The following is a 17,141-nucleotide window of genomic DNA, read 5'->3' on the forward strand; positions in this document are numbered from 1 at the left end:
TCGAAGCGCTCGCTCCGACGGCTCAGGGCCTTCGATAGCTCAGCCCGAACGGCTCCGGCCGGCCTACGGCCGCTGAGTTGCCGGGCCGTTGAGCGCCTCCGCGCCCACCACCGCCTCTTCCAGCGCCCGCGCGACGCGCTCGGGCGCGATGTCCTGGAGGCAGCGCAGGTGGCCGAAGCGGCACTCGCGCTCGAAGCAGGGCAGGCAGTCCAGGTCGGTGCGGCCGCCGCTGCCGTCCTTGAGCCAGAGCACGCGCGCGTTGGGGCTCAGCGGCGGCGTGTGCGCGGGGCTGGTCGAGCCGAACACCGCGGCCTGCGGCACGCCGAAGGCGGCGGCCACGTGCATCAGGCCCGAGTCGTTGCTGGCCACGCCGCGCGCCTGCTCGATCAGCGCGATTGCCTCGTCGAGCGAGGTCTGGCCGGCCAGCGCCTTGCAGGCGCCCGGCGCCAGCGCGGCGATCTCGTCGGCGATGTCGGCCTCCTTGGCCGAGCCCAGCAGCAGCACCGGCAGCCGGTGCTGGGCGTGAAGCTGGCGCGCCAGCGTCGCGTAGTGCGCGCTCGGCCAGCGCTTGGCCGGGCCGTACTCGGCGCCCGGCGCGAAGACCCAGTACTGCTGCGAACTCAGGCCGAGGCGCGCCAGCGTGGTGGCGCGCAGGGTCGTATCGACCGCGAGCCGTGGCCGCGCGTCGGGCGGCACGGCCCCCTCGCCGGCGAGCGCGCCGTAGAAGGCGACCATCGGCATGCGGTGCGTCGCCGTCTTCGGCGGATTGGGCAGGCGCCGGTTGAGCAGCAGCGGCCGCCCCTCGCCGACGTAGCCGACGCGCCTGGGGATGCGCGCCAGCCACGGCACCAGTGCCGACTTGATCGAGTTGGGCAGCACATAGGCCGCGTCGAAACGACCGCGCAGCTCGGCGGCGGCGGCGCGGCGCGCGGCCCAGTCGAGCTTGCCGTGGGCGAAGGGCCAGGCCACCACTTCGGACACGCCGGGCATCGCGCGGCAGACCGGGGCGATCCACGGCAGCGCCGCCACCGTGACGCGCTCGCCGCGCCGCGCCAGCGCCTCGATCAGCGGCTGCGCCATCACCGCGTCGCCGATCCATTGCGGCGCGACGACGAGGCTGGCGCTGTTCATGGTGGCGAGCTCAGTGCCCGTGACGCGCGCCGCCCTCGAGCCGGTAGACCGTGCCGCAGTACGGGCACTTGCCCTCGCCGGTGGTGCCGACGTCGATGAACACCTTGGGGTGGGCGTTCCACAGCGTCATCTTCGGGTTCGGGCAGAACACCGCGCCGGGGCCGGCGAGGTCCTTCTCGCCGACCATGACGGCCGCCTGCGTGTCTTGGGTGTGGGTGGTGCTCATGGGATTCAGACCAGGCTCAGCCAGTGGGCGTACTTGGGGTTGCGGCCATTGACGATGTCGAAGAACGCGCTCTGGATCTTCTCGGTGATCGGCCCGCGCGAGCCGCGGCCGAGCTCGATGCGATCGAGCTCGCGGATCGGCGTGACCTCGGCCGCGGTGCCGGTGAAGAAGGCCTCGTCGCAGATGTAGACCTCGTCGCGGGTGATGCGCTTCTCGACCAGCTTCAGGCCCAGGTCCTCGCAGATGTGGAAGATCGTGTTGCGGGTGATGCCGTTGAGCGCGCCTGCGCTCAGGTCCGGCGTGTAGACCACGCCACCCTTGATGACGAACAGGTTCTCGCCGGCGCCCTCGCTGACGAAGCCCGAGGCGTCGAGCAGCAGCGCCTCGTCGTAGCCGTCGTCGAGGGCTTCCATGTTGGCCAGGATGCTGTTGGTGTAGTTGCTGACCGCCTTGGCCTGCGTCATCGTGATGTTCACGTGATGGCGGGTGTAGCTGCTGGTCTTGACGCGGATGCCGCGCTGCAGGCCTTCCTCGCCGAGGTAGGCGCCCCAGGCCCAGGCCGCGACCATCAGGTGGATCTTGTTGCCCTTGGGGCTGACGCCGAGCTTCTCGGAGCCGATCCAGGTGAGCGGACGCAGGTAGCAGCTTTCGAGCTGGTTCTCGCGCACCACCTGCTTCTGCGCCGCCTCGACCTGCTCGAGCGAGAACGGGATCTTCATGCGCAGGATCTTGGCGCTGTTGAACAGCCGCTCGGTGTGCTCGCGCAGCCGGAAGATCGCGGTGCCCTTGGCCGTGTTGTAGGCGCGCACGCCCTCGAAGGCGCCGCAGCCGTAGTGCAGCGTGTGCGAGAGAACATGGATCCTGGCGTCGCGCCACTCCACGAGTTCGCCGTCCATCCAGATCTTGCCGTCGCGGTCGTCCATGGACATGGTGGGTCTCGAAGCAGGGATGAAGAACGCGATTTTAGGCGTCGTGCCGCCGCCGACCCCGGCTCCAGGGGGCGCTGTGGCCCGGCGGCCCATGCGCCCTGCGAACACGGGGTGCGTGCACGTTGGCGAGTCGATGCGGGCGGCCGACACTGGCTTGCATTCGCCGGCGCGATTGCCGGCTCTGCATGAGGAGATGGATATGCTCGGTTTCAGGTCTGCAGTGCTCGCGCTCGCTCTTTTCGGCAGTGGGATGGCGCAGGCGGCCGTCACGACGGTGCCGATCGCCGGCGATGTCGGCGCCAGTACCGGCGGGTCCGGCGCCACGTTCTCCGGGCTGGTGAGCTACGACGACAGCACGAGCGTGCTCAGCGTGACGCTGCGCAACGAGTCGCCGTCGAGCCTGGGCGGCTATCTGACGGCGTTTGCCTTCAACGCACCTGCGGCTGCCTCGCTGAGCTTTGCCAGTGCAACGCTGGGCTCGTTCTCCACTTTCCTGACCGGGCCGAACACGGCTCCGTTCAATGGCTTCGAGTACGGCGTCGGTGTCGGCTCGCCCTACAACGGCGGCGGAGCCCCCTCGGCCGGACTCAGCATCGGCGCCGCGGCGACCTGGACCTTCAATGTGAGCGGTGGCCTGTTTGACGCCGATGACTTCCTGAGCGCTGGTGGCGAGAACAAGTCGGCCGTCTTCCTGACTCGCTTCCGCGGTTTCGCCAACGGCGGCAGCGACAAGGTACCCGCGACCGTGGTGCCCGAGCCGGCGAGCTACGCGCTGATGCTGGCAGGCCTCGCCGCGCTCGGCTTCGGGGCGCGCCGACGCCAGCGCTAGGGCACGGCCCTGGTCGTATCCGAGACCCCGCAGCGCGGGGTCTCTTTCATGGCGGGTTCGGCTCCGTCGAGCGCTCCAGCGTCCAGTCGACCAGATAGCCCCCGACGAAGCGCAGCGTCAGCGCATCGCCGCCGGCATCGGCCCAGCGCCAGCGCTCCTCGCCCGGCCCGGCCTCGCACTTGAGACCGAGGCTCCTGGTCAGCGGCAGCACCTTGGCCAGCGTCATGCCCTTGCGCAGCTTGCTGCCCAGCACCGCGGCGCTCTCCACATGACCCTTGGGCCGGTCTGCGGTCTTGCGCAGCACGCGCAGCGCGCGGCTGAACTGCAAGAGCATCCAGAACGCGATCACGGTGCCGGCCAGCACCGCACCCTGCCAGCCGAACTGCGCGGTCGCGAGGCCAAAGAAGACGGCTGCCAGCAACCAGCTCGTCGTGCTACCGACCATCGTTCATTGCTCCAATCTCGTGTTCCATGCGGCCCACACGACCGCTGCGCAGCGCGTCGGCCCAGTCGCCACGACCGTTGTGTTCGGCGCGCCGCGCCGCCGACTCGTGATCGTAGACGGTCGCGCGCAACTGCAGCGACCAGCCGCCCGCGCCGCGCTCGGCCAGCGCCCAGCGCGCGTGCGGACTGCCGCACTCCACCATGTGCGGCAGCGGATGGGCATCGTCGTAGGCCGGCAGGCCGACGCTGCCGGGGTTCAGGACCAGCGGCCCGTCGGCGCACTGCTGCGCGCGCGGCACATGCGAGTGGCCGCAGAGCACCAGCTCGGGGCCGCCGGCCCAGTCGCCCATGCGCTCCCGCAATTCGGCGTCGCTGGCCGCGCGCAGGCCCGGATCGCTGCCGCGCACGAAGCCCGGCGTCACCGTCTCCAGCAGGTAGACCAGGTCGCTGGCCGGCGTGCCGTGGCAGCACCAGACGGCGTCGCTGAAGCGGCGCGTCGGCGGCAGCGCCGCCAGCCAGGCGCGCTGCGCCTCGGTGATCGCGCCGGCCGCGAAGGCGTCGCTCGGGCTCATGCGCTCGGGCGGCTGGGTCAGGAGCTGGCGTTCGTGGTTGCCGGCGATCGTCGGCCAGTCGCGCGCCATCAGCCAGGCCAGCGTCTCGCGCGGCCACAGGGGGCCGCTGGCGATGTCGCCGAGGTTGAGCACGGCATCGACCGACGCACGCTCGATCTCGGCGAAGACCGCCTCGAGCGCCGGCAGGTTGCCGTGGATGTCGGAGACGATCGCCAGCCTCAAGGCTCAGTCCTCGCGCTTGCCGTAGGCGCGCTCGACCTTGGCCACGCGCAGCTCGAAGCCGGCGTACCACTCGCGATGGCCGCGCCGCTGCGCCTCGAGGTGCTCGGCCTGGCGCTTCCAGGCAGCGATGTCTTCCTCGCTGCGCCAGTAGCTGACGGTGATGCCGAATCCGTCGGCGCCGCGCACGCTGTCGATGCCGAGAAAGCCGGGCGAGGTGCTGGCGAGTTCGACCATGCGCGCGGCCGTCACGCCGTAGTCCTCGTCGCCGGCCTCGGTGCGCCGGTTGACGAAGATCACGGCCCAGTACGGCGGCTGCGGGGTCCGGGCGGGCGTCGGCGGCGTGGGCATTGGCGAGCGGCAGGAAACACGGGCCTGCGAGCTTAAGCCCTGCCGTCGGCGGCACCGCCGCCGCGGTCCATCTTCAGTAGCTCAGGTTGATCTGCAGCACCGCGGTCGTGCCGCTGACCTCGTGACCGACCACCAGCAGCGGCTTGCCGTTGGGCGATTGCGCCGCCTGGATCAGCGCCAGCCCCTCCGGCCCGCGGTCGTCGGTGTCGGCGCTGCGGGTGTTGAGGTAGCTCACGAAGCTCGGTGCGCTCGGGATGCTGATGTCGTAGACCATCACGCCGCCGACGCGCTCGAGGCCGATGAAGGCAAAGCTCCGGGCGCCGAAGCGGCCGATCACCACGCCCTCGGGCTCCGGCCCCTTGCTGGCGCTGCGGCTGTCGAGGCTGTTGTTGTCGTGGCTGGCGTTGAAGGCGGCGTTGGGCAGGGCGCTCGTGCGCTGCTCCAACTGGTCGCCGGAATCGAAGACGCGCACCAGGTCGGCATTCCAGATCGAGAACGAGCGGCCGCCGAAGCTGGTGAGCTGGGTGCACTGGCCGAGCGCGTTCTTGCCGCTGTCGTTGCCGTTGGGCGAGGTGGTGATGCGCAGCCGGCCGAGGTTGGAGTCCAGCAGCAGGCGCGCCGCGTCGGCGCCGAAGACCGCCGGGTCGAGGCCGGCGCTGCAGTGCGCACGGACCCGCGTTTCCTCGTTGAAGCCGGGCCAGTCGGCGCGCGCATCGCCCTCGTTGGCGGTGAGCAGGTAGGTCTGGCCGCCGACCATGTAGCTGGCGATCGCGTCCGGCAGGTACATGCCCTTGACCGGCTGCGGGCCGATCTTCAACAGCGGCGTGCCGCTGTTGGTGTCGGTGCCGCCGTCCTCGTCGCTGGCGTCGAGGCCGAAGCCCGCCAGGTTGTGGTCCTTGAGGCCGAGCGGCCTGATCGCGGTCACGCGCGCCGCGGCCACGTCGAGCACCGCCACCGCGTTGTTCTCCTGCAGCGTGATCCAGGCCGTCCGGCCATCGTCGGAGAGCGCGATGTACTCGGGCTCGAGGTCTTGCGCCACGGTCGCGCCGGGACCGTAGATGCGCACGCCGGCCGCGCGCAGCGCATCGATCTGCGTGTTGAAGGCGCCGAAGTCCGCCGTCGCCACCGTCGGCGCGATGGTGCTGCCGCTGCGGTTGAGCGTGACGATGCTGATCGAGCCCTCCGGGTCGGCCGAATCGGGCAGGCCGTAGCTGTTGGGCTCGCCCTCGTTGGCGACCAGCAGCTTGCTGCCGTCGGGCGTGAACACCAGCATGTCGGGCAGCGCGCCCACCGTCACCGAGCCGAGCGCGGCCAGATCGGCGGCGTTGTAGAAGGCCACCTTGCCGGGTGCGGTCTTCGGGCTGGCCTCGACCGCCAGCGCGACCAGGCCGTCATGGACCGCGACGCTGTTGACCGCGGCGCCGAGGCTGGCCACGCTGATCGTGGCGAGCTTGACCGGCGCCGCGGGGTTGGCGAGATCGAGCACGTCGACCGTGCCGTTGGCGCCGTTGACCACGAACAGCCGCTTGCTGCGCGCGTCGAAGGCGGTGATCTCGGCCGCGCCGAGCGCGCCGCCGTCGTAGGCACCGATCTTCTCGAGGCTCAGGCCGACCGGCGTCGGCTCCGGTGGTGTCGGTGCAGCTTCGTCGTCACTGCCGCCGCAGGCGATCAGCGCGAGCGAACCGAGGCCAAGCGCAAGCGCCACGCACGCGCGGCCGATGGCGGGTCGACGACCCGGGACAAACCTACGATTCGATGGCTTCACTGGGTGCCCTCCCCGGCATTCCGGACAAAACCCGGAACGATAGGGATGGCATGTGACGCCGCGGTGAAGGCGCGCCGCGCCGTGGCGCGGCGGCACCGTGCGCGCTCAGCCGTGCAGCAGCTTGGCCTTCTCGACCTCGAACTCGGCCTCGGACAGGATGCCCTGCGTCTTGAGCTCGGCCAGCTTCTTCAGCGTCTCGATCTTCTCCGGCGTCAGGCCACCGGCCGGTGCGGCGGCGGCCGCTGCGGGTGGCATCGCCGCGACCGGCTGTGGTGCCGCCGCCCTCGGCCGGCTGACGGCCTCCGCGGTCTTGACGATCAGCGCGGTTCGGCCCGCGGTCTTGGCGGCTCTGCGAAGAATCATGGTGCGGTACTCCTTGAAGCACGGAAGCAAGACTTGCCCGCGAGGGGAGGCGGGAACGAACCCATCATCGCGGTGGTCCGGCGCTTGTCAAGCAAAGGCCCGCTGCCTCACTTCTGCTGGTCGGCCAGAGCGCGCAGCTTGCGCCGCAGCGCGCGTTCGCGCTGCTGCTCGACGGCCCAGTCCTCGCGCACGCCGCGCCACAGCGCGATCGCCATCAGCACGATGACACCGGCAAAGGGCAGTGCGAAGACGATGGTCGCGGTCTGCACCGCTTCGACGCCGCCCGAGAGCAGCAGGCTGATCGCGATGCCGGCGATCAACGCGCCCCAGGTCGCCTTCACGCGCGCCGGCGGGTCGGGGTCGCCGTCGCGGCTCATGATGCCGAGCACCAGCGTCGCCGAGTCGCCCGAGGTGACGAAGAACACCAGCACCAGCACGGTGGCGACCGCCGACATCAGCATCGACAGCGGCAGTGCGTTGAACATGTGGAACAGCACGGTCGAGATATCGGCGCTGGCCGCGGCGGCCAGCGGCACGCCCTTGAAGATCTCGAGCCAGAGCGCGGTGCCGCCGAAGATCGAGAACCACAGCGCCGCCGCCAGGGTGGGCGCCAGCACGGTGCCGAGCACGAACTGGCGGATCGTGCGGCCGCGCGAGACGCGCGCGATGAACAGGCCGACGAAGGGCGACCACGAGATCCACCAGGCCCAGTAGAAGACGGTCCAGTCGCCGACCCAGCTGCTGTCGGTGAAGGGCGTGGTGCGCAGGCTCATGCGCACGAACTCGCTGAGGTAGGCGCCGAGGGTGGTGCTGAAGGTGTCGATCAGCGCCACCGTCGGCCCGAGCACGAACACCACCAGCGCGAGCGCCAGCGCCACCAGCAGGTTGGCGCTGGAGAGCCACTTGACGCCGCGATCGACGCCCGAGACCGCCGAGCCGATGAACAGCAGCGTGGCGACGACGATGATGCCGATCTGCGAGACCACGCCGGTCGGCAGGCCGAACACATGGTGCAGCCCGCTGCCGATCTGCAGCGCGCCGATGCCGAGCGAGGCCGCCACGCCGAAGGCGGTGGCGACGATCGCCAGGATGTCGATCAGCGGCGCCAGCCGCCGCAGCCAGGGCCACGGCAGCGACGAGGTGGCCGCGCTGACCAGCGCCGGCGCGCCGCGGCGCAGCTGGAAGAAGGCGATCGAGAGCCCGACGATGCTGTAGACCGCCCACGGATGCAGGCCCCAGTGGAAGAAGCTGTAGCGCATCGCCGCGTTGGCCGCCTCCGGCGTGCGCGGCGTGATGCCGGGCGGCGGGTTGCCGAAGTGCGAGAGCGGCTCGCCGACGCCCCAGAACACCAGGCCGATGCCCATGCCGGCGGCGAACAGCATCGCGAACCAGCTGCCGAGCGAGAAGGCGGGCTCGTCGTCCTCGCCGCCGAGCTTGAGGTTGCCGCTCGGGCTGAAGGCCAGCACGAGGGCCAGTACCACCAGGCCCAGCACCACCCACAGGTAGAGCCAGCCGAAATTGGTGGTGACGCCGGCCAGTACCGTCTTGAACACGCTGGCCATGCTGGCCGGCGCGATCAGGCCCCAGAGCACGAAAGCGAGGATGAAGACGACCGAGGCTCGCAGGCGCATGGACCCTCCCGTTCGGTGCGGCGGCACGGCTGCAGGTTAGCCCAGGCGCGTCGCCGCGCCTACAGCCCGCGCATCAGCTCCACCGCCTGCTCGACGCGCTCGACCGCGTGCACCGTAAGCCCCTCGATCGCCTTCTTCGGCGCGTTGGCCTTGGGCACGATGGCGACGCTGAAGCCGAGCTTGGCGGCCTCCTTCAGCCGCTCCTGGCCGCGTGGCGCCGGACGGACTTCTCCGGCCAGGCCGACCTCGCCGAAGGCGACGAAGCCACGCGGCAGCGGCTTGCCGCGCAGGCTGCTCTGGATCGCGAGCAGCACCGACAGGTCCGCCGCCGGCTCGCTGATGCGCACGCCACCGACGGCGTTGACGAACACGTCCTGGTCCATGCAGCTCACGCCCGCGTGCCGATGCAGCACCGCCAGCAGCATCGCGAGGCGGTCGCGCTCGAGGCCGACGCTGAGCCGCCGCGGGCTCGGCCCGCCGCTGTCGACCAACGCCTGGATCTCGACCAGCAGCGGGCGCGTGCCCTCCAGCGTGACCAGCACGCAGGAGCCCGGCACCGGCTCGCCGTGCGTCGAGAGAAAGATCGCGCTCGGATTGGCCACGCCCTTGAGTCCGCGCTCGGTCATCGCGAAGACGCCGATCTCGTTGACCGCGCCGAAGCGGTTCTTGATCGCGCGCACCAGGCGAAAGCTGCTGTGGGTGTCGCCCTCGAAATACAGCACCGTGTCGACGATGTGCTCGAGCACGCGCGGGCCGGCCAGCGCGCCCTCCTTGGTCACGTGGCCGACCAGCACGATGGTGCAGCCACCGGTCTTGGCGGTGCGCGTGAGTTGCGCTGCGCATTCGCGCACCTGGGCCACCGAGCCCGGCGCCGAGGAGAGCTGGTCGGAGTAGAGCGTCTGGATCGAGTCGATCACGCAAAAGGCCGGCTGCTCGGCCTCGATGGTGGCGAGGATCTTCTCGAGGCCGATCTCGGCCAGCACCCGCACTTGGCTACCGCCAAGGCCGAGCCGGCGCGAGCGCAGCGCGACCTGCGCCACGCTTTCCTCGCCGGTGACGTAGAGCACCTTCATCGTCGCCGACAGCGCATCGACGGCCTGCAGCAGCAGCGTGCTCTTGCCGATGCCGGGGTCGCCGCCGATCAGCACCACGCCGCCGGCGACGATGCCGCCACCGAGCACGCGGTCGAGCTCCTCGATGGTGGTCGGGGTGCGCTCGACATCGCCGGCCTCGACCTCGGCCAGCGTGGCCACCGGCTGGCTCTTCGCCAACGACTGGTAGCGGTTCTTCGGCGTCGCCGCGCTTTCGGCGATGCCCTCTTCGAGCGTGTTCCAGGCGCCGCAGCTCGGGCATTTGCCGAGCCACTTCGGGCTGGTGCCACCGCATTCGGTGCAGGTGTAGACGGTCTTTTCCTTGGCCATCGGCCGATTGTGGCGTGCGGGCTGCGGCTACTCGGAAGGGCGTCCGCGATTCGCCTTGGTCTCGCTGCGCTGGCGCTTGTCGTCCACGCGCCGCCGCTGCGAGCCACGCGTCGGCTTGGTCGCGATGCGCTTGCGCGGCGCGGTTGCGACGCTCAGCAGCAGATCGAGCGCGCGTTCGATCGCATCCGCGCGGTTCATCGGCTGGCTGCGATGGCTCTGGGCCTTGATCACCAGCACGCCGGCGTCGCTGATGCGCTGGTCGCCGAGTGCCAGCAGGCGTTCGCGGTGAGCCTCGGTCAGCGGCAACGCGGCGAGATCCAGGCGCAGGTGCACCGCGCTCGAGACCTTGTTGACGTTCTGGCCGCCGGCGCCCTGGGCGCGGATCGCGCTGAACTCGGCGTCGCGCTCGATGAGGGCGCGCAGCCGCTCGGCCGGGGTCATCTGGAAGGCAGGCTCAGATGTCGATCACCAGCGGGTCGGCCGGCGCCTGCAACTGCGGCAGCTGGCGCGCGATCTCCTCGCAGTGGGCGATGTGGCGATCGCAGATGCGCAGGAACAGCCAGCCCGAGATCGCGCCCGAGGCTGCCAGCCCGACCACCGGCGCCAGCTTCGCGGCCTGCTGCGCGCCGATGCGCACGCCGGCCGATTGCAGCACCTGCATCACCACCGCCTGCGTCACGCTGCGGCCGATGATGTAGCTGCCGACCTGGCGTGTCAGCGTCTCGAGCCGCGTGCGCACCGGCGCCGGCAGCCGGGCGATCTGCTCGGGCGACAGGCCGTAGGCGCTGCTGATGGTGCCGAGCGTGCCGGCCAGCAGGTGGCCGTTGACGAAGAGGTCGACGCCGGCCACCGGCATTGCCGAGACGCCGGCCGCCTTGAGCGCGGCCTTGCGCGCCAGGCGCCGGCAGGCCAGCCGCGTCGGCGGCACTGCGGCGGTGCGGGCCGCGGTGGCCGCGCGCCGGCGCGCGATCGTTTCGGCCAGCCCCATCGTGCGCGGCCCTTGCTCAGCCCTTGCCGCTGCGCAACTTGCCGACCACGAACAGCAGCAGCACCGCGCCGAGCACCGAGGCGATCCAGCCCGCCGCCTCACCCTGTGTGTAGAAGCCAAGCATGCCGCCGAGCCAGGTGGCGATCAGCGCGCCACCGATGCCAAGCAAGCAGGTGAGGATCAACCCCATCTTCTGCTCGCCCGGCAGCATGAAGCGCGCCAGCGCGCCGACGATCAGGCCAATCACGATCGTACCGATCCATCCCATCGCAGCCTCCTGGTTGAATGAGCCCTCATCGTAGCGCCGCAGCCTCAGAAGCGCGACGCCGCCCACGCCGCCGCCGTGGCCACCAGCGCGCCGGCCAACGTGCCCCAGGCGATGTCGACCAGCGTCACGCGCAGCGGCCAGTCGCGCAGCGTGGCGAAGTTGCTGAGGTCGTAGGTGGCGTAGCAGAAGAAGCCGAACAGCGCGCCGAGCAGCGCGGCGCGCAGCAGCGAGCCCTCGGCCAATGCCGGCTGCACCGCAAAGATCATCAGGCCGAGCGGAAACAGCAGGTAGAAGGCGAGCGCCGGGCCGATGCGAAAGCCGCTGTCGCGCATCAGGTGGCCGATGCCTTCGCGATAGAAGTCGCGCGCCACCCACCCGAGCCAGACGGCGTCGAGCGCGGCCAGGACGGCGAGGGCGGTGGCGTAGCCGGCAAGCAGGCGGAGGGTCATCGGCGGAAGCGGGCAGTGGCAGGCGCCACGATCATCGCCGCCGGCGCCGACTCATGCAGACGCAGGGACGCTCGCCACCGGCACCCGCGGCGCCAGCGCGCACATCAGCTCGTAGCCGATGGTGCCCGCCGCGTGCGCCACCTCGTCGATCGCCAGCCGCGTGCCGCGCGGGCCCATGCCCCAGAGCGTGACCTCGGCGCCGGGCTGCGCGTTGTGCTGCGCCGCGAAGACCGGCTCGAGGTCGACCGCCAGCATGTCCATCGAAACGCGGCCGAGGGTGCGCGTGCGAATGCCGTCGACCAGCACCGGCGTGCCGGTGCCGGCATGGCGCGGGTAGCCGTCGGCATAACCGCAGGCGACGATGCCGATGCGCAGCGGCTGCTCGGCGACGAAGCTGCTGCCGTAGCCGATGCTGTCGCCCGGCTGCAAGTGCTGCAGCGCCAGCAGCTTCGAGCGCAGCGTCATCGTCGGCTGCAACTGCCAGTGAGCGATGTCGTGCGCCGGATGGTCGGGCGCGCTGCCATAGAGCGCGATGCCGGCCCGAACCCAATCGGAACGCAGGCCGCCGCCCATGTGGCGCAGCGTCGCCGCGCTGTTGGCGAGGCTGCGCTCGCCGGGCAGGTCGCGCGTGAGCTCGTCGAATCGCTGCAGCTGGTGCGCGATGCCGCGTTCGCCGTCGGCATCGGAGAAGTGCGTCATCAGCGAGATCTCGTCGACCTGGGGCAGCGCGTCGAGCCGGGTCCAGGCGGTGCGAAATGCCGTCGGCGCGAAGCCGAGCCGGTTCATGCCGCTGTTGAGCTTGAGGAACACGCGCTGCGGCTGGTGCGTCTTGTGCATTGCCAGCCAGTCGATCTGCTGCTCGCAGTGCACCGTGTGCCACAGGTTGAGGCGCGAGCACAGCTCCAGGTCGCGCGGCTCGAAGACGCCCTCGAGCAGCAGGATCGGGCCGCGCCAGCCCAGGTCGCGCACCCGCTGTGCCTCGGCCAGGTCGAGCAGCGCGAAGCCGTCGGCGCCGCGCAGCGCTTCATAGGCCCGTTCGATGCCGTGGCCGTAGGCGTTGGCCTTGACGACCGCGAACACGCGTGAGTCGGGCGCTGCGGCGCGCGCGCGCGCCAGGTTGTGGCTGAGCGCCTCGGCGTGGATCAGGGCCTGGATCGGGCGGGGCATGCGTGGGCTCTCGTGAACGCGGCGAAACAGGGTCTAGGGTAGCGCGCCAGGCGGTCGCCGCTGTCGCGACTCGGGCCAGTCGGCGTCCAATTCATGCACCATGCGCGGCACTGATCGGCGCGCCGTGACGCAGTGCGCGCCGCATCCTCGTGCAGGGCCGGCACCAGAATGACGCGTGCTATAACCCGCGCCGCATGCCGACACCTCCCTCCGCCCGATGGCTTGCGCTCCGCGCGACATGAAGCACGCCGCATGAAGCGAGGCTTCTACACCATCATGGCGGCGCAGTTCTTCAGCTCGCTCGCCGACAACGCGCTGTTCGTCGCCGCCGTCGAGCTGCTGCGCAGCGGAGGCCAGGCCGAGTGGCAGCGCGCCGCGCTGGTGCCGATGTTCGCGCTGTTCTACGTGATCCTGGCGCCCTTCGTCGGCGCCTTCGCCGACGCCGTGCCCAAGGGCAAGGTGATGTTCTATTCGAACACCATCAAGGTGGTCGGCTGCTTCATGATGCTGTTCGGCGTGCACCCGCTGCTGGCCTACGCGGTGGTCGGCCTCGGCGCCGCGGCCTACTCGCCGGCCAAGTACGGCATCCTCACCGAACTGCTGCCGCCCTCGCAGCTGGTCAAGGCCAACGGCTGGATCGAGGGGCTGACGATCGGCTCGATCATCCTCGGCGTGGTGCTCGGCGGCCAGCTGATGGGCAAGGCGATCTCGCCGCACCTGATGGCGATCGACATCCCGATGCTGAGCACCGGCATCGACACGCCGGCCGAGGCCGCGATTGCCACCGTCGTGGTGTTCTACCTGATCGCCGCGCTGTTCAACCTCTACATCCCGCGCACCGTGGCGCCACTGCAGCCGCTGCTCGGCGCGATCGACCTGGTGCGCGACTTTTCTCAGTGCAACGCGCGGCTGTGGGCCGACAAGCTGGGCCAGATCTCGCTGGCAACCACCACGCTGTTCTGGGGCGTCTCTGGCAACCTGCGCTACATCGTGCTGGCCTGGGCCGCGGCCGCGCTCGGCTACACCACCACGCAGGCGAGCTCGCTGGTCGGCGTGGTCGCGATCGGCACCGCTTTCGGCGCGATCCTGGCCTCGATGGTGATGCGGCTGGACCAGGCGACCAAGGTCATCCCGCTGGGCATCGCGATGGGCCTGCTGGTGATCGCGATGAACTTCATCGGCAACGTCTGGGTCGCGGCGCCGTTCCTCATCGTGCTCGGCGCGCTCGGCGGCTTTCTCGTGGTGCCGATGAACGCGCTGCTGCAGCACCGCGGCCACAACCTGATGGGCGCCGGCCGCTCGATCGCAGTGCAGAACTTCAACGAGCAGGCCTGCATCCTCGGCCTCGGCGCTTTCTATACGGGCATGACGCGCTTCGGCGTCTCGGCCTTCGCCGCGATCACCGTCTTCGGCGTGGTGGTTGCCGGCGTCATGTGGCTGATCGGCCGCTGGCATCAGCGCAACACCGTCGAGCACCGGGTCGAGGTCGACCGGCTGCTGGCGATCGCCCGCAGCGATCCGGGTCACTAGGTCTCCGTTTCCCGTCGCGCATGAGTTCTCACCTGCCGGTGCCGCTGGCGATCGGCGCGCTGCTGATCAACGCCTTCGTCTGGGGCGTCTCCTGGTGGCCGCTGCGCCAGCTGCAGGCCATGGGCCTGCACCCGCTGTGGTCCACGGTGATCGTCTACGCGCTGCCGACGCTGTTCATCGGCCTGCGCTGGCGTGCCAGCTGGCGCCACCTGTTGACGGCGCCCGCGCTCTGGTGGCTGGTGCTGGCCGCGGGCGGCACCAACGCCGCGTTCAACTGGGCGGTCAGCATCGGCGACGTGGTGCGGGTGATCCTGCTGTTCTACCTGATGCCGCTGTGGGCCGTGCTCCTGGCACGACTGCTGCTGCACGAACACCTGACGAAGCTCGCCGGCCTGCGCGTGGCGCTCGGCCTGGCCGGTGCCGCCATCGTGCTGTGGCCGGCCGAGGGCGCGCCGATCGCCGGCTGGGCCGCGCCGAGCCTGGCGGACGGCCTGGCGGTGATCGGCGGCTTCTGCTTCGCGCTCAACAACGTGATGCTCAAGCGCGAGTCGCACCGGCCGCCGTCGGCGCGCGCGCTGGCGATGTTCCTGGGCGGCGGCATGGTCGCCGGCCTGCTCGCGACGGTGCTCGGCGTGCAGGGCAGCGTGCCCTGGCCGCCGGCGCCCAACGTGCAATGGCTGCCGATCGTGCTGGCGCTTGGCGTCGCCTTCCTGTGCGCCAACCTCGCGCTGCAGGCCGGTGCCGGGCGGCTGCGCGCCAACGTCACGTCGGTGGTGATGCTCAGCGAGATCGTGTTCGCGAGCGTGTCGGCGGTGCTGCTCGGCGACCAGGTGTTCACGCGGGCGCTGCTGATCGGCGGTGGCTTGATCCTCGGCGCGGCCTTGTTGGCGGCGCTGGAGGAGCATGAGTAGTGGGACCGTCCGTGCGGTTGTGAGTTTGGAGGCAGTGATCCCGTGGGTTGCCTCACCAGTGGCGTTGCTGATGTCGTGTGACGGCCACGCGCGCGCTCAATACGAGGCAAGACGCGGGGCTCTACTGATGATGGCGGGCGTCAGGTTAGAGAGACTGCTTGCAAGAATTTCGGAAGCACACTCGCCATCGAGAACGACGTTTGCCCCGACTAACCACCCGCTTCACAGCCCCTTCGGAGTAGGCATGCACCGCAAGCTCAAGATCACCGCCGCGGCACTATCCGTGCTCCTTTCCGCCTGCGCCGGCTTGATGGTTCGCCAGCAGGACCTTGATGCCTGGGTCGGCATGCCGGTCGAAGCACTCGACACACATTCGTTCTTCATTACCGTGCCGATGGTTCGTACGAAAACGGAGAGTGGCATTGAGATACGCAACTATGCCAACGGCCAGAACTTCGGCAGTTGCTCTGGGTATGGCTCCGCAAAGGTCGCCGGCTCCTGGGTAAACAGCAGCGCGTTCTCAAACTGCTCCAGCGGATGGGTCGGCTGCAACAACATTTTCTATATCAAAGAAGGAAGGGTCGTTGAGTACGCCCCGACCGGCCGTTGCTACACAGACTCAACGGTTCAGCCGCAAGAGCGCTACAAGCGCCTCAGAGCCGCAGGCTGACGATGGGGCTGGCCCGTGGGTCAGTCGAGCGCGAGTTGCGCATCTGGATCGCCTCGCCCTACGCCGCCCTCAAGCAATCCACGATCTTCAACCGCGCCGCCCGCCACGCCGGGATGAAGCCACCGACAAAGCCCATCGCCAGCGCGAACAGGATCGTCTGAAGCGCGATCTTCGGCGTCAGCCGGAACTGGAACGCTATCTCGGAGAAAGTCTGGAAGTTGGTGGTGGACAGGCTCACCGTCGTCATCAGCGAAGCCGCCGCCAGCCCGACCAGGCCGCCGACCAGCGCCAGCAGCAGTGACTCGCTGAGGAAGGCCGTCAGCACCGCGCCGCGCCTGAAGCCCAGCGCGCGCAGCGTGCCGATCTCGCCGATGCGCGAGGCGACCGCGGCGAACATCGTGATCGTCGCGCCGACCACCGCGCCGATCGAGAAGATGATGCTCAGCGTCAGGCCGAGGATGCTGATGAAGGTGGCCAGCGCGGCGCTCTGCTCGGCGTAGAACTTGTCCTCGCGCTTGGCATCGAGCTGCAGGCGCGGGTCGTTCTCGATCTCGGCCTTGATCGCGTCCAAGCGCTCGGCGTCGGCGAGGCGGAACACCACGCTGGAAAAGCTGTTGCGGCGGTAGGCCTGCATCATCTGCTCGGCATCGCCCCAGATCTCCGAGTCGAAGGCGCTGCGCGCGGCGTCGAACACGCCGACCACGTGCCAGTCGCGGCCGGCAAAGCGCAGCGTCTCGCCCAAGGCGGCGCCGCGAAAGCCCTTGGCCACCGCGCTGCCGGTGACGATCTCGCTGGTGCCGGGGCGGAACATGCGGCCCTCGACGATGCGCACCTGCGGTCGCAGCTCCAGCCCCTGCGGCGTGGTGCCGCGCACCGTCACGTTGGCCGGCTTGCCGGTGTCTCGCTTGGGCAGGTTGTTGAGCACCACCGGCTCCTTGCTGACAAGGCGCAGGCCGGTGGCGTCGGTGGCGATGCCGGGCAGGCTCTCGATGATCGCGGCCTGGCCGCGCGAGATGCCGGAGTTGATCTCGGAGCCGGCGCCCTTGCGCAGCACCATCACGTTGTCGGGCTGGCCGGTGGCGACCAGCGTGGCGCGGATGCCCTCGCTCATCATCAGCACCGTCGCGAACACATAGACCACCAGCGCCATGCCGCCGGCGGTGAGCGCGGTCGTGACGCGGCGCACCCAGAGGTTGCGCGCGATGTAGGACAGCGGGATGGCTTTCACGATGCGGCATCCCTCGCGTGCGGGACGGAGGAGTCGCTGGCACGGTCGG

General features: G+C 70.2%; 20 protein-coding genes. 4 read left to right on the forward strand and 16 right to left on the reverse strand.

Annotation, left to right across the window (positions count from 1 at the left end; translation table 11 throughout):
- Positions 1–63: 63 nt before the first annotated feature.
- The 3 genes from waaF to EV670_RS09330 are packed head-to-tail and all read right to left on the reverse strand — an operon-like array spanning position 64 to position 2,286.
- Positions 64–1,131: a lipopolysaccharide heptosyltransferase II gene (waaF, locus tag EV670_RS09320; RefSeq protein ID WP_130431558.1), complete on the reverse strand. Its 1,068-nt coding sequence runs from the start codon at positions 1,129–1,131 to the stop codon at positions 64–66.
- A gap of 10 nt (positions 1,132–1,141) precedes the next feature.
- Positions 1,142–1,357, reverse strand: coding sequence for a zinc-finger domain-containing protein (locus EV670_RS09325; protein ID WP_130431559.1), 216 nt, complete (start codon positions 1,355–1,357; stop codon positions 1,142–1,144).
- A gap of 5 nt (positions 1,358–1,362) precedes the next feature.
- Complete coding sequence (locus EV670_RS09330) at positions 1,363–2,286, reverse strand: branched-chain amino acid transaminase (RefSeq protein WP_130431560.1); 924 nt, start codon at positions 2,284–2,286, stop codon at positions 1,363–1,365.
- On the opposite strand from EV670_RS09330, the gene EV670_RS09335 reads away from it, so the two are divergent.
- Positions 2,279–3,115: a PEP-CTERM sorting domain-containing protein gene (locus tag EV670_RS09335; protein WP_130431561.1), complete on the forward strand. Its 837-nt coding sequence runs from the start codon at positions 2,279–2,281 to the stop codon at positions 3,113–3,115. The genes EV670_RS09330 and EV670_RS09335 overlap by 8 nt on opposite strands.
- A 46-nt stretch (positions 3,116–3,161) precedes the next feature.
- Here EV670_RS09335 and EV670_RS09340 read toward each other — a convergent pair whose 3' ends face one another.
- The 12 genes from EV670_RS09340 to alr all read right to left on the reverse strand — a co-directional run bounded on the left by EV670_RS09340 (position 3,162) and on the right by alr (position 12,753).
- Positions 3,162–3,560, reverse strand: coding sequence for a hypothetical protein (locus EV670_RS09340; protein ID WP_207225036.1), 399 nt, complete (start codon positions 3,558–3,560; stop codon positions 3,162–3,164).
- Entirely contained in the window at positions 3,550–4,353 is an 804-nt protein-coding gene (locus EV670_RS09345; protein WP_130431562.1) for a metallophosphoesterase family protein, read from the reverse strand. Before EV670_RS09345 ends, EV670_RS09340 begins: the two co-directional genes overlap by 11 nt.
- A 3-nt stretch (positions 4,354–4,356) precedes the next feature.
- Entirely contained in the window at positions 4,357–4,701 is a 345-nt protein-coding gene (locus tag EV670_RS09350; protein WP_130431563.1) for an antibiotic biosynthesis monooxygenase family protein, read from the reverse strand.
- A gap of 73 nt (positions 4,702–4,774) precedes the next feature.
- The gene (locus tag EV670_RS09355; RefSeq protein WP_242616889.1) at positions 4,775–6,406 is read right to left on the reverse strand and encodes a choice-of-anchor I family protein; all 1,632 of its coding nucleotides are present in this window, start codon (positions 6,404–6,406) and stop codon (positions 4,775–4,777) included.
- 165 nt (positions 6,407–6,571) lie between these two features.
- Positions 6,572–6,829, reverse strand: coding sequence for an SHOCT domain-containing protein (locus EV670_RS09360; protein WP_130431564.1), 258 nt, complete (start codon positions 6,827–6,829; stop codon positions 6,572–6,574).
- Positions 6,830–6,936: 107 nt separating this feature from the next.
- Positions 6,937–8,460, reverse strand: coding sequence for a BCCT family transporter (locus EV670_RS09365; protein ID WP_130431565.1), 1,524 nt, complete (start codon positions 8,458–8,460; stop codon positions 6,937–6,939).
- Between the two features lie 59 nt (positions 8,461–8,519).
- Complete coding sequence (radA, locus tag EV670_RS09370) at positions 8,520–9,881, reverse strand: DNA repair protein RadA (protein WP_130431566.1); 1,362 nt, start codon at positions 9,879–9,881, stop codon at positions 8,520–8,522.
- Between the two features lie 27 nt (positions 9,882–9,908).
- Complete coding sequence (arfB, locus tag EV670_RS09375) at positions 9,909–10,322, reverse strand: alternative ribosome rescue aminoacyl-tRNA hydrolase ArfB (protein WP_130431567.1); 414 nt, start codon at positions 10,320–10,322, stop codon at positions 9,909–9,911.
- Positions 10,323–10,335: 13 nt separating this feature from the next.
- Positions 10,336–10,869 (reverse strand): hypothetical protein, encoded by a 534-nt coding sequence (locus EV670_RS09380; protein WP_130431568.1) that lies wholly within the window; start codon positions 10,867–10,869, stop codon positions 10,336–10,338.
- A gap of 16 nt (positions 10,870–10,885) precedes the next feature.
- The gene (locus EV670_RS09385; RefSeq protein WP_130431569.1) at positions 10,886–11,137 is read right to left on the reverse strand and encodes a GlsB/YeaQ/YmgE family stress response membrane protein; all 252 of its coding nucleotides are present in this window, start codon (positions 11,135–11,137) and stop codon (positions 10,886–10,888) included.
- 44 nt (positions 11,138–11,181) lie between these two features.
- Positions 11,182–11,586, reverse strand: a complete 405-nt coding sequence (locus EV670_RS09390; RefSeq protein ID WP_130431570.1) for a DUF2177 family protein — start codon at positions 11,584–11,586, stop codon at positions 11,182–11,184.
- 51 nt (positions 11,587–11,637) lie between these two features.
- Positions 11,638–12,753: an alanine racemase gene (alr, locus tag EV670_RS09395; protein ID WP_130431571.1), complete on the reverse strand. Its 1,116-nt coding sequence runs from the start codon at positions 12,751–12,753 to the stop codon at positions 11,638–11,640.
- A gap of 252 nt (positions 12,754–13,005) precedes the next feature.
- On the opposite strand from alr, the gene lplT reads away from it, so the two are divergent.
- The 3 genes from lplT (at position 13,006) to EV670_RS09410 (ending at position 15,864) form a co-directional block, all read left to right on the forward strand.
- Positions 13,006–14,283, forward strand: a complete 1,278-nt coding sequence (lplT, locus tag EV670_RS09400; RefSeq protein WP_130431572.1) for a lysophospholipid transporter LplT — start codon at positions 13,006–13,008, stop codon at positions 14,281–14,283.
- 20 nt (positions 14,284–14,303) lie between these two features.
- Positions 14,304–15,194 (forward strand): DMT family transporter, encoded by an 891-nt coding sequence (locus EV670_RS09405; protein ID WP_130431573.1) that lies wholly within the window; start codon positions 14,304–14,306, stop codon positions 15,192–15,194.
- Between the two features lie 244 nt (positions 15,195–15,438).
- Positions 15,439–15,864, forward strand: coding sequence for a hypothetical protein (locus EV670_RS09410; RefSeq protein WP_130431574.1), 426 nt, complete (start codon positions 15,439–15,441; stop codon positions 15,862–15,864).
- Positions 15,865–15,922: 58 nt separating this feature from the next.
- Here EV670_RS09410 and EV670_RS09415 read toward each other — a convergent pair whose 3' ends face one another.
- Positions 15,923–17,095: an ABC transporter permease gene (locus EV670_RS09415; RefSeq protein WP_130431575.1), complete on the reverse strand. Its 1,173-nt coding sequence runs from the start codon at positions 17,093–17,095 to the stop codon at positions 15,923–15,925.
- Positions 17,096–17,141: the final 46 nt, after the last annotated feature.

Source organism: Rivibacter subsaxonicus (genome assembly GCF_004217215.1).
GTDB classification, from domain to species: Bacteria; Pseudomonadota; Gammaproteobacteria; order Burkholderiales; family Burkholderiaceae_C; genus Rivibacter; species Rivibacter subsaxonicus.